Raw genomic sequence first — 12,189 nt, forward strand, 5'->3', positions numbered from 1 at the left:
TGATTCAACAGCTTGGCACTGGCTGTCGTTTATGTAGTTCAGCTCTTAGGACTCTTTGAATAATTCACCATTTTTTAAAACAAAATGGATGTCTTTTGTGTTGGATATGTCCTTCAAGGGATTACTGTTTAAGACTACGAGATTCGCCTTTTTGTTTACTTCCACTGTGCCATACGCGGTCTCAATTTCAAGAAACTTTGCTGGGTTTATAGTGGCACATTGCAATGCTTCCAATGGTGACATACCCGAAGTAACCAGTATGGCTAATTCATCTTGTAATTCATCTATATTGGCTTCTGTAATAGGTCCTCTGTCAGTTCCTGCCAGTATCATTACATCGTTTTGACTCATCCATCGTAGGATTTCATGGAAAAGGGCCATCAAGCGAAGTCCCATGGCCTTAGACGATTCGTTTTCCAAATTGGAATACATGTCATCCATGGCGTACAATGTAGGTGTTATGGCAATATCATTTTTTTTGAAATACGTGGATAAATTGGAGATATATGTTGAATCTAACGCAGTAAATGCATCTTCAAGATTATTAACGCCGTTAGATTCCTTCAATACAATACTACTAATTAAAGAGTTTATATGTTCAACACATTTAATTCCGACCGAATCCAGTTCCGTAAGTCCTACACCCACTGGAATATGCCCAGTGATTTTCAACCCCAATTCGTTACCAGCTTGTTTCAGTTCAACAAGTTTGTGGTTTGGAAAGTAATTGTGGACTTTTAAAAAATCGACTCCCGTTTTTTCTAAATCGGCAACTAGGGCTTTAATATTTGTCGTATCATACACTTTAAAATGAAAGGGATCATTGGTTTGTGGGCCATCTAATGTAAACCCTGCGAAATAAATATCGGGTCCTTGAAGATTCCCATTTTGAATCAAATGTTTAGCATGTGCTATAGAATCTGCAATACCGCCCATATCGCGAATTCCAGTTATTCCGTGTTGTACCAATCTATCGAGCTCCAAAATCATATTTTCTTCTTCCGCTATATGCATGTGCATATCGAACATACCCGGGATAATATATTTCCCTTCACAATCTATGATCGTTGCTAAGTTTTTTTTGACAAGCATGTCGAAATCCCCAATTTCCCTTATAAAACCATTTTCAATCACAATGGATTGGGTCGTTAATTGCCCATTGTGCACATTGATTATTGTTGGTTCTTTTAATAGGATGGATCGATTCTCATCACTCTTACATGAGGACATACCCATTAAGACCAGTACTATTATTTTAAAAAAATGCTTCATATCTAATCCTAATTACTAATTGTTTTGATCGATGCTTGGCCACGATTAATTAAAAGATAAATACATGGGTTAGGTAAGGTACTAAATGATTCGACGGTGACGGCAGGTGTTTTTGCAAAAATTATACTAATAATTGTCATATTTTGAACATTCCGGTAACTAAAGTAGTAGAGAGATGCCTTAACAATGAAAAAAGAAGTGGAACCCATATTTCTTAGTGCCCTAGCACAACATCGAGAACAACTATTTAGAATTTGCACGATTTATTCTGAAGACGAGGAAGGAGCCAAAGATCTTTTTCAAGAGGTTTTGGTTCATGTGTGGAAGTCCATGAGTGCATTCAAGGGCAATTCTGCAATTGGCACCTGGATGTTTAGGATTGCGCTGAATGTGTGCCTTCGTTTCAAATCTAATTGTACTAAGCATCAAAGCCGTCTCATTCGCTTAGATCATATTATGATTGCGCATGCTGGCGCAGAAGAGCATAAGGATGGGGAAGATGAAAAACTGCATGCACTTAGAAACTGTATTAAAAAACTGAATGATGGGGATAAGGCCATTGTAGCGCTTTACTTAGAAGGATTGGTCTATCGGGAGATTTCAAGTATCCTAGGACTGTCTGAGAATCACATTGCTGTTAAGATAAAGCGAATTAAGGTAAAATTGTTGAACTGCATAAAAGAAAAGATATGATAGAAGATGAATTGATTAAAATTTGGCAATCGTCCAGTAATCAGGAACGTATAAAATTTGACAAGTCAAAATTGATGATAGAATTGCAATCGAGTCTAGAGCGGTTACATAGGTGGTGGAAGTATCTAGAACTTATAGAGGTGATTTCCGTAATCATAGGCATACTAGCGTTTACTTTCATTGCGTTTTGGATTCCTTTTACCACTTCAAAAATTGCGTCTATATTACTTATTGTTTTTTTGATGAATATATTGGTTCAATTGCTGTGTATAAAAAGGCTTAAACCAAATGACCTGGAAGAAAGTTACCTGAAATACCTTAAAAAGACCAAGAAGTATCTCGAAGCCCAAAAACGATTGCTACGCACATCAGTGTACTGGGTTGTGTTGCCGGTTTACCCCATATTACTTCTCTTTTTGAGTGGTTTTTGGCACCTTCCGGCAAAACGTTATATAATAATCATAGCTTATGTCATGGCTATCGGTATGGGAGTATATGGATACTTTTTAAATAAGAAAAGGGTAAAAAAGGAAATCGATCCAAGAATTAAACGGGTTGGTGAATTGATAAACGAATTAATGCATTAATACTAGTAAATGCATGATAAGAAGCGACGGTGGTTGTTTGAAATAGTATTTTTATAATTGCTCCACTAATTGAATGTTATTTCCACAGGTATCGTTTAAAACCGCAAATTTAACGGTTCCCATTTTCGTAGGCTTTACACTAAATTCGACCCCTAGTTCTATAAGCCTTTCATATTCGCTATCAACATTATCAACATCAAACTGTGTATAAGGATATCCAGCCTCCATTAAGGCATCTTGAAATACTTTGGAAGGTTCAAAATGATTGGGTGCGGGTTCCAATAATAATTCTGGCCCATCCTGCCACTCGGCCGAAACTAAAGTAAGCCATCTATTGCCACCTCCCAATGGTAGGTCCTTCTTTTTTAGGAAACCTAATTTCTCAGTATAAAATTTTAACGCCTTTTCTTGATCTCGAACGGGAATACTAATCAGTGTTACTTTCATCTTTGTTTAGTTTATGGAAACCCAAATTTCACTACTCTGAATCTATTTTGCTTCTTGAAAGTTGCTCTTTTTGAAATTGCCTAGGGGATTTTCCTGTTTTTGTTTTAAATAACGTACTGAAAGAACCTAAGCTTTCAAATCCAACAGCAAAACAGGATTCAGTGACCGACATTCCATTTCTTAGATGCCCCTTAGATTTATCGATTCGTATGTCGATCAAATATTGTCTTGGCGTCATGCCGTAGTATTTTTTGAAAAGACGCAACAAATGGTATTTGGAAACCGGTTGGACATGGGACAGTACGTCCAAACTTAAATCCATATCATAATTATTTTGGATATAGTTTCGAATTTCAATTACAGTATTAATTTGTCCTTCGTTTGAATAAACAATTTGACGGGTTTTGTTAAGTGCTTTTTCGTATTGAGTCATTGTCCAAATCCTAGACTTGTATGGGCATACGGTAGTAACATATACTTGTCATTACAATACACCTAGAAAGTGCGTATCGTTGCACTTTCACATGTTTTCATTAAAGGTAGTTAAAAAGTGAAAATTGAACATACGCTATTTATGGCTTTTAAGCGTTGCCGTAACTATAACGTACCCTGCATCTAACGTTTTGTAATGTAAGATATCTTGGTTTCTTTCTTCCCATGTGCCGTTTTCTAGGTCATTTTTCAATTGTTTTAATCCAAGTGAATAGTCCTCTAACTTGGCAAAGGTGGATATGGACTGTCTCACCTGTGCATTTAGGTAAGCTTCCGGTCTTTTCCAGAAAGCGGCTAAAAATCCATCTTGGCAATCTTCTGGAATAAGTAATGGCGAAACTTCAAGGTTTTCAAAGTGATTGGATAGTTCATCGAGTGAAGGAAAAATACCTTGATCCATTTTGTAAATTTCTGGAAAATAGTCGCGTGTGAGCCAAAATGGTTCTGAATTTGGATTCCAAGTGACGGCTACAAATAGGTCCGAAACAGTTCTTTTTATTTCCTTGAATGCTAATGCCTTATTCTCCCAATGGTGCATGGAAAGAATAGTCATGGCATGAGTAAAGCTTTGATCTTTAAATGGCAGCTCCTCAGCAAATGCTTGCACCGCTTTATGCGAGCCTTGTTTTCGTTGAGAGATCATTTCTTCAGAAGGCTCTACTGCAATCAATTCCATATTTTCAGGTTCGTAGGATCCAGTTCCCGCGCCAATATTCAGTATTCGTTTGCCCCTCTTTAGTTTCGAATGAATTTGTTCTGCTATTCTATTGTCCGTGCGTCTAGTGGAGGAATAATTGATTCCAATTTCATTGTAAGTTGCTTTCATTGATTTTAGGTTTGTAGATTATCTATAACCGTTTTCCTTTCAATACCCTACTAGTTGCAATTGTTTTTCACCTTCTCAAGTGCTTTTGGAAATGTGTTGGTCATAAATTCCAGATGTTCCTCCATAATATCAATTTCTACCAAAAGGGTAGTGGTGCCCTTACCGTCTATGAGTGTGTACGTTTCTTTTGCCCCAGACCATTTCTTAGTTTCATCATCAACCGGCTGCTCTTTTCCGCCAACTACATTTCCGATATGCCTAAACTCAATTTTTTTATTTGGAATATGCTCTTCAATGATACTGTAGATCCCACTTTTATCGGGTGCAAGAAAATGAACAATACTGCCTTCATTCCAGTCTTGAGCGACGGCATAGGAACCTTCAAAGAAAACTCCCGACCAATCTCGATAGGAATTGTCATTCCATAGGGCTTCCCAAATGGTAGTGTTTTCGGCTTCAATATCAATGGAAAATTCTACTCGATGTATCATTTTTTCTATTTAGGTTATGGCCACTTCACACTGCAAGACACACTATTGATCCTTAAGCCTGTCGTAAAATCTTTTCCATCTTTCGGCCTTTTGCTAATTCGTCCACTAGCTTGTCCATGTATCTTGCCTCCCTTGTTAAAGGGGTTTCAATATCTTCTATCCTATAGCCGCATATGACCCCTTTAATTAGAGGTGCATTTGGATTCAATGTAGCTTTCGCAAAGAAAGTCTCAATAGTCACTTTTTCGTCAATGAGTTTTTGTAGTTTTTTCTCGTCAAAACCCGTTAACCATTCTATTACCTGGTGCAGTTCTTCTTTTGTCCTACCTTTCTTTTCCACCTTACTCACGTAATGAGGATATACGGAGGCGAATATAATTTTTGCAACCCGGGCATCATGTTCTGGTGTTGTTGTCATCGTATTTTTATGTTTCCTTATAGTGTTCGATCATATTTTTTTAGAGTCCTCACTGTGTTACCATTAGGGTTTTAAAGTTAATGATTATAGATGAAGTATTCACGAGCCATAATGCCATTTCTGATAACTGTATTTCTAATTGATTAGTTGGAATTCCAATTTTTCACTTCCATGGTTAGGAAGGTTACGAGAACATTATCTTTAGTTTGTTTCAAATTGGCCAGAAAATGCTGGTCACTTCCGTTAATAAAGTTCCTGCCCATGGTACTTGTATATTGCTCGAAATTAATATCATAAGCATCTGGTCTGGCATTATTTACTGTAGTATGAATATGCCTATTATCTGCAGAACTACCATAATCACCAGGTAAAATAGTTTGAACAAATACTCGTCCCTCTTCATCAGTAATCACAGTTCCACCTAATCGTGCACTTGATGGGTCAGCTGGGTTTGTAAGCTCATATTCACCTGCTGTAGACGTATGATATAATTTTATTTCTTCATTGATTATTGGCTCTTCACTTTCTTTGGAAACAACGGTAAGGCATAACCACAATTTTTGTCCAATTTCGTTTTCATCACATATTTGAATTTTGTTCTTTGACTCCAAATTTTGAAATACTGCGAGTTTTTCAACTTCAATTTCGCTCAATGGTGAAACAGTTCTATCTATCGCACACTGAATGCATAAGAAGCTGATCAATGTCAAAGTAATTAACTTTCTCGTGTTCATTTTGTGTGATTTTTTAATGGACTACAGTAGCATCTTGGTGCTCAAATTCCGAAAACACCATGTTTGTATTGAACCACCATGCATTGTAATAAATTTAGTGCTTTTTAGTCGGAAATCATCGTGCTTAGGCTACTCTTACCATTTTCGGGTAAATCAATGATCGTAATGGGCTAGGACACCTTTTCCAACTCTTCGAGGCTTACATTGGTGGTAAACATACCGTAGTTTACAATGGCCTTCTTTTTTTCGATACTATCTATGGTGCCAATGGCCCTACCATCGATCATCCGAACGCGATCCCCAATCTTTAAAGCTACTTTTGGTTTGGGTGCAGGCGCTTTTTTGGCCTCTTCTTTTTCCTTTTTCTTCTTTTTCCGAATTTGGGCTACTTTCTGCTCCACCTCTTGCCGAATGGCGTGCTCCTTGGCTTTTTCTTCTTTCTTCTTTGCCTTGGGTTTAGGTGCTTCCTTCTTGCGTTTGCTATTTTCGACCATGACCAACTTCATGAGTTCGTCCGTTAGTTTTTTCTTTTGTTTGTTATTCAGGTAATTGGAAGCGAGGGCATCAAACTTTTTCCCTAATTGAATGAGCCGTTGATTGGAATCGAAGATTTCTTGGTATCGTTCCAATTTTTCTTGCGCTCGTGCATTGGTTTGTTCCAATTGCTTACTTTCCTCACGGGCTTTCTCCTCTTTGGTTTTTAAGGATTCTGAGGTCCTACGCAGTTGGGAGCGTTCTTTCTGTAGGTTGGCAATGGTCTTGTCGAATCGTACCTTACCCCGTTCAATCTTCTTTTTCGATTTATTGATCAAGCTGTACGGAATACCGTTCTTTTGGGCTACCTCGAACGTAAAGGAACTACCAGCCTCTCCCAATTGTAATTTATATACAGGTTCCAAACTTCTACTGTCGAATTGCATATTGGCGTTGGTCGCATGTGGTAGCTCAGAAGCCAAGAGTTTCAAGTTGGTATAGTGCGTGGTAATGATGCCAAACGCTTCCCTTTCATAAAATACCTCTAAGAATGTTTCTGCCAAGGCTCCTCCCAGTTCGGGATCACTTCCAGTTCCGAATTCATCGATAAGAAATAAGGTCTTGGCATTGCATTTTTTGAGAAATTGATTCATCTTCTTGAGACGATAACTATATGTACTAAGATGATTCTCTATGGATTGATTGTCCCCTATATCGGTCAGGATTCTGTCAAAGAAAGTAAACTCGCTTAAAGGGTCTACCGGAATCAACATCCCACTTTGAAGCATTAGTTGCAACAAACCAGCCGTTTTAAGCGTGATACTTTTCCCTCCGGCATTGGGGCCCGAGATGACAATAATTCTATTCTCTGGGTGCAACGCTATCGTTTGTGGATAGGTTTTCTTTCCTTGGTTCTTATTGGCCAAAAGGAGTAGGGGATGATAGGCATCTTTCAGGAAGAGTCGCTTATCTGTAGTTAGAATGGGCAAGCACCCCTCGATCTGAATGGCATACTTGGCTTTCGCATGCCAGGTATCTACAGTCACCAAATAGTCCTGGTATTGTGCTAGTAACTCACGATAAGGTCTTACATATTCTGTGAGCTCCTTAAGGATTTTCTTTACTTCCTCTAACTCTTCATGAATTAAATTGCTCAATTCGTTTGCATATTCGAGCGTTTCCTGTGGTTCTATGTATACAATGCTTCCCGTTTTGCTACTTCCTAAAACGGCCCCTTTTATTTTTCGGCGATGCATTGCCTTAACGGCCAAGACACGACGATTATCTACAACAGATTCCCGTATTTCATCCAAGTATTCCTTCTGCGAATATTGGGATAAGGCTTTCGAAAATGAAGAATTGATCTGCCCTTTAACTACGTTAAGTCGTTTTCTAATGGCCGCAAGATCGGCAGAAGCCTCATTTTTCACATCTCCATAACGATCGAATACTTTATGGATCGCGTCCGATATTAAGCCAGTAAAAGTGATCTTATCGGAATACGCACTTAAATACACATAGAATTCTTCAAACTTTTTGAAAAACTTAAGAAGCGTCTTGGTGGTCTCGGAAACCGAAAGTATGCGCCTGAAACCCGAAACTTCTAAGGTACTATTTTCGATCGCCAATAATTTCAATTCATTGGTAATGGCTTCAAAACCATGGTTAGGTATTCCATTATCATTTCCGAAAGAAGCCGTAAACTCACGTACCCTTTGCAATTCATCCGTTATTTCGGACACATCGGAATACGGAACAATGTCCAATACAGTAGCTTTTCCCAATTCAGTTATGCAGTGGTGGGATACTTGCTGCAAAGCTGTAGGAAATTCCAGATCTTGAAGGGTTTTTGAGTCAATCTTGATCATTGAATGTGTGAGCTACAAAGGGTTTTTGTTGTAATTTTATGAGCGCAAAAGTACAAATAATGTCAGTAACCATAGAACCTAAGTGGCACGAGAAATTGGCCGACGAATTCCATAAGCCATATTTTAAGGACTTGATTGAATTCGTTCGGGATGAATACAAGACACATAGGTGTTATCCACCGGGCAAGCAGATATTCTCGGCTTTCGATCACACGCCTTTTAATGAAGTGAAAGTAGTCATTATTGGCCAGGACCCATATCACGGGCCGGGTCAAGCTAACGGGCTTTGCTTTTCGGTAGCCGATGGTGTGCCGCATCCGCCTTCGCTTCAAAACATCTTTAGGGAATTAAAGGAAGATTTAGGTATAGAAGTTCCCCTAAGCGGTGATTTAGAACGATGGGCTTCACAGGGCGTGCTATTGCTCAATGCTACACTAACGGTTCGTGCACATACAGCTGGAAGTCATCAGAATAAAGGTTGGGAGCTTTTTACAGATGCTGTCATACAGAAATTATCTTCGGAAAGGGAAGGGGTGGTCTTTTTACTATGGGGAGGCTATGCCAAAAGAAAAGGCGCAAAAGTAGATACAATGAAGCACAAGGTATTAACCAGCGGTCATCCTTCGCCATTAAGTGCGAATAGGGGATATTGGTTCGGAAACCAACATTTTAGTCAAACAAATGATTATTTGAAGGAAAAGGGAATGGACCCAATTTCATGGTAGGCAATGCAGATACAAGACAATGTTTGTCTATTCTTCGGCGGGTACTTCTGGCTCGGTCACTTTATTGCAACTAAACTGCAATAATAAGAAGTTGATCGCCAGTAACGTCCCCAAAACTATTAGAAAGGTTGTCATACTTCTCAGGTTTTACATACGTAAGACGCAGGACAACAAAAAGGGTTGCGCTTTTTGGCAAAAAAATTAAATCGAATGCAATATTTTTTCACTAGACACCTTATTTTCAATAAGTTCCAGCTGTAATAATTTTTCCTGAACGGCCTCAACCTGTGCTAAAGAGAGGTTTTCCTGGGACCATTGTGTCAATGAAAGCCATTCGCGTACATCTTCCAATTGCTGTTGGTAGCGATTTGAGATCATGCGATCTATAGAAGGAATACTTTTAAAATCGAGGGTCGTATTGTTAATGATGCGTAGGATACTTTCCACAGCTCCCGGTTCGTTTTCCAACACATCTTCCCTAACAGCAATTACAAAACAAGGCCATGGGGTAGGACACTCGCCCACTAAACGAAAAGGCCCATCATCTACATACGGCTTGGTGGTAAACTTTTCCCACATGAAATAATCACCTTCGCCTTTCGGCAGTGCCTCCAAGGCACCATCCAAGTTTTTAATCACATGAAAATCAAGATCCGTATCCGTTTCCCAGCCATGATTTTCGGCGTTTACATACGCCATTAAATGCGATCCAGAGCCAAAACGACTAATAGCCGCCTCAGTTCCCTTTAGGTCTTCTACAGATTGATATTTTGAATTCTTGGCGACATGTATCCCCCAAATTAGCGGAGAAGCCACAAACACCTGAACGATTTTGCAATTATTGCCATTAATGATGTCCCGAATGATTCCTTCAGTAAGAATTACGGCCATATCAATTTCTTTCTCCCGCAATGCCTTGCACATTTGCCCCGTTCCACCATAGAAATCTTTCCAACGAAGGTTAATTCCTTCTTCTTGGTATTCTTTGTTCCGTAGGGTTAAATACCATGGTAGGTTAAAGTGTTCTGGTACACCTCCAATATGAAACTTCTTCATGCTACTATACTATCTAATACTTTTTGAATGAGCCTATTCACCGCTTCTTTAGGATCCTGACTAAAAGTGCCGTTGGCACGATTGGCAAGGATTACATTTAGGGAAACCGCTTGATGCCCCATGAGTTTCGCCAATCCATATATTGCCGAAGTCTCCATCTCCAAATTGGTTATTTGCTTGCCATTATGGTTGAAGGCTTGAAGTTTATCGTTCATTGCTCCATCTTGTAGTCCAAGTCGCAATTTTCTTCCTTGAGGTCCATAAAAACCTACATTGGTTCCTGTGATTCCATGTAAAAACTCACCCTTCGGAAAAAGGGAGAGCAATGCATCACTAGCACTCACACAATAGGGTTCTGAGTTTTTTGGATTCCAGGACATATGCGATACAAATGCATCGGTCAAGTCTTGATCCCAATGGGATGAATCTTCGTAAAAATGGATTAGGTTGTCGAAACCAATTGCTTCTGCAGAAGCTAAAAAACTATCGATACTTATATGTTCTTGAATACCTCCCGAAGTACCAATTCTAAAAAAATTCAATTGGGTGAATTCCTCTTTTATCATCCTGGTTTCAAAATCGATATTTACCAAAGCATCCAATTCGTTGAACACAATATCGATATTATCCGTTCCAATTCCTGTGGAGATCACGGTAATTCTTTTTCCTTTATAGGTTCCTGTTTGGGTGCAGAATTCCCTTTTCCGGGTAGAAAATTCAATAGTGTCAAAATAGTTGGTAACGGTAGCTACACGATCCGGATCACCAACGGTAATGATGGTATGGGCAACGTGCTCAGGTTTCAGGTTTAGATGATAAACACTGCCATCTGCATTCAGGATAAGTTCGGATTCTAAAATGCGCATTATCTCTTTTCTATTCCTTGTGTTGTAGGGTTGTAAAGGTAGTCGTATTTGGCACATCGACCAAATAGGGTGTCATCCTGTAAGTCTTGCGTAGCACTGTATGTTTCTTCCAAGATAGCGTTGCCTTTCTCATTTAGTTGCAATCTATTTTCCCTTTCAAAATAGAGGGACATCCTATCGATTACTTTTGCCCACTGTACATCCCCAAAACCAAAATATCCTTGATTCCTTAAGAGGTGTCCAATTAATTTGTGGGTAGAATCCAGCTCTTGGTCGTGAATGGCATTGAGTACTTTCAGCTCCAAGGCATTTAGCCCTTGTTGGCTATTCGGAAAGCGCGAAAAATGTGTAAGGATGCATTCAGACAGGTAAGGGAATTTCTTTTCGTTGAACTGTAATTCATTTAATCTCGAATGGTTTTCTTGGCAATAGATGTTCCAAAACTCCTTCATAACTTCTTTATCACGGGAATCCAAAAGCAACTTGTTCTCATATTCCTTCCACAAATCATCTTTCGAAAGTTCCGATAAGCCATAGAGGCCTTCTTTTCCGGCAATATGCCCACTGCAAACTAAGAATAACGATACATTGGGCCATTTGCTAAATAGGTAAGTGATAGCTGCCGCCATGTTAATATGGCAAAACAAATCGTATTCAAACCAAAGGATGATGGACTCGAATGGCTTTTCCTCCAATGAGTTAAATTGGGTTACAAATTCAGCATATTGTTTGTCTGGGGAAGGATCGAAATGCCGTAAATAGGTAATACGTTCTTCTACAAAGGGCTCGGAAAAGACCTCATAGGAGGCAGGGCCTTCGCACAATATTTCATTCCAAGTCAATACTTCCTCATTGGGAAGAAGTAGTTTCAAGCGCTCGGTAAAGCTTGATCCATTGGTAAGATGTAGGGTGTTAGCCACCAACCCTTTTTGTTTTAAAACCTTTGTCCTGCAGAAATTTCATGATGCGATCGCGATAGTCGCCTTGAATGATAATTTGTTCGTTTTTAAAACTTCCCCCCACACTTAGCAACTGCTTGATCTCCTTGGCTAATTGTTTAAAATCATGATCCGCTCCATTATACCCCTCAATTATGGTTATGGGTTTTCCTTTGCGCTTTTCGTATTTGCAAATTAGGGGTTCATCCTGCAACCACACGGTTGGTTTGTCCTCCTTGATAGGTTCCTCTTGAGAAACATGATCGGGAAATAGGTTCTTTAACTGGTCCTGTAGGTCCAAA

The 12,189-nt window shown here is 39.2% G+C and carries 15 protein-coding genes; 3 read left to right on the forward strand and 12 right to left on the reverse strand.

From position 1 onward, the window contains the following. Window positions 1–45 precede the first annotated feature (45 nt). Window positions 46–1,272, reverse strand: coding sequence for an amidohydrolase family protein (locus AC6JAD_RS14970; RefSeq protein WP_461303159.1), 1,227 nt, complete (start codon window positions 1,270–1,272; stop codon window positions 46–48). Between the two features lie 186 nt (window positions 1,273–1,458). Between AC6JAD_RS14970 and AC6JAD_RS14975 the strand changes: the two genes are divergently transcribed. Continuing rightward, window positions 1,459–1,965: an RNA polymerase sigma factor gene (locus tag AC6JAD_RS14975; RefSeq protein WP_461303160.1), complete on the forward strand. Its 507-nt coding sequence runs from the start codon at window positions 1,459–1,461 to the stop codon at window positions 1,963–1,965. After that, the gene (locus tag AC6JAD_RS14980; RefSeq protein ID WP_461303161.1) at window positions 1,962–2,552 is read left to right on the forward strand and encodes a hypothetical protein; all 591 of its coding nucleotides are present in this window, start codon (window positions 1,962–1,964) and stop codon (window positions 2,550–2,552) included. The genes AC6JAD_RS14975 and AC6JAD_RS14980 overlap by 4 nt, the downstream gene beginning before the upstream one ends. A 51-nt stretch (window positions 2,553–2,603) precedes the next feature. Here AC6JAD_RS14980 and AC6JAD_RS14985 read toward each other — a convergent pair whose 3' ends face one another. The 7 genes from AC6JAD_RS14985 to AC6JAD_RS15015 all read right to left on the reverse strand — a co-directional run bounded on the left by AC6JAD_RS14985 (window position 2,604) and on the right by AC6JAD_RS15015 (window position 8,302). After that, window positions 2,604–2,999 (reverse strand): VOC family protein, encoded by a 396-nt coding sequence (locus tag AC6JAD_RS14985; RefSeq protein ID WP_461303162.1) that lies wholly within the window; start codon window positions 2,997–2,999, stop codon window positions 2,604–2,606. 31 nt (window positions 3,000–3,030) lie between these two features. Continuing rightward, window positions 3,031–3,432: a helix-turn-helix domain-containing protein gene (locus AC6JAD_RS14990; RefSeq protein WP_461303163.1), complete on the reverse strand. Its 402-nt coding sequence runs from the start codon at window positions 3,430–3,432 to the stop codon at window positions 3,031–3,033. A gap of 135 nt (window positions 3,433–3,567) precedes the next feature. Beyond that, complete coding sequence (locus tag AC6JAD_RS14995) at window positions 3,568–4,317, reverse strand: class I SAM-dependent methyltransferase (protein WP_461303164.1); 750 nt, start codon at window positions 4,315–4,317, stop codon at window positions 3,568–3,570. Between the two features lie 50 nt (window positions 4,318–4,367). Then, on the reverse strand, window positions 4,368–4,808 hold the full coding sequence (locus AC6JAD_RS15000) for a hypothetical protein (protein ID WP_461303165.1): 441 nt from the start codon (window positions 4,806–4,808) through the stop codon (window positions 4,368–4,370). Between the two features lie 52 nt (window positions 4,809–4,860). Then, window positions 4,861–5,226 (reverse strand): DUF2200 domain-containing protein, encoded by a 366-nt coding sequence (locus AC6JAD_RS15005; protein WP_461303166.1) that lies wholly within the window; start codon window positions 5,224–5,226, stop codon window positions 4,861–4,863. 143 nt (window positions 5,227–5,369) lie between these two features. Next, on the reverse strand, window positions 5,370–5,960 hold the full coding sequence (locus AC6JAD_RS15010; RefSeq protein WP_461303167.1) for a dioxygenase family protein: 591 nt from the start codon (window positions 5,958–5,960) through the stop codon (window positions 5,370–5,372). Between the two features lie 170 nt (window positions 5,961–6,130). Next, a complete protein-coding gene (locus tag AC6JAD_RS15015; protein ID WP_461303168.1) occupies window positions 6,131–8,302 on the reverse strand; it encodes an endonuclease MutS2 in 2,172 nt (723 codons plus the stop codon). 59 nt (window positions 8,303–8,361) lie between these two features. On the opposite strand from AC6JAD_RS15015, the gene ung reads away from it, so the two are divergent. Then, window positions 8,362–9,027: a uracil-DNA glycosylase gene (gene ung, locus AC6JAD_RS15020; protein WP_461303169.1), complete on the forward strand. Its 666-nt coding sequence runs from the start codon at window positions 8,362–8,364 to the stop codon at window positions 9,025–9,027. A 201-nt stretch (window positions 9,028–9,228) separates the two neighbouring features. Here the strand turns inward: ung and AC6JAD_RS15025 are convergent, their stop codons facing one another. From AC6JAD_RS15025 to AC6JAD_RS15040, 4 genes are read right to left on the reverse strand one after another with little or no spacing between them, the layout of a single operon-like run. Beyond that, a complete protein-coding gene (locus tag AC6JAD_RS15025) occupies window positions 9,229–10,083 on the reverse strand; it encodes a substrate-binding domain-containing protein (RefSeq protein ID WP_461303170.1) in 855 nt (284 codons plus the stop codon). After that, window positions 10,080–10,949, reverse strand: coding sequence for a nucleoside phosphorylase (locus tag AC6JAD_RS15030; RefSeq protein ID WP_461303171.1), 870 nt, complete (start codon window positions 10,947–10,949; stop codon window positions 10,080–10,082). The genes AC6JAD_RS15025 and AC6JAD_RS15030 overlap by 4 nt, the downstream gene beginning before the upstream one ends. Continuing rightward, complete coding sequence (locus tag AC6JAD_RS15035) at window positions 10,949–11,869, reverse strand: DUF1835 domain-containing protein (RefSeq protein ID WP_461303172.1); 921 nt, start codon at window positions 11,867–11,869, stop codon at window positions 10,949–10,951. Before AC6JAD_RS15035 ends, AC6JAD_RS15030 begins: the two co-directional genes overlap by 1 nt. Beyond that, window positions 11,862–12,188, reverse strand: a complete 327-nt coding sequence (locus tag AC6JAD_RS15040) for a translation initiation factor (protein ID WP_461303173.1) — start codon at window positions 12,186–12,188, stop codon at window positions 11,862–11,864. The genes AC6JAD_RS15035 and AC6JAD_RS15040 overlap by 8 nt, the downstream gene beginning before the upstream one ends. Window position 12,189 lies beyond the last annotated feature (1 nt).

It is taken from the genome of Aureisphaera sp., from assembly GCF_059726885.1.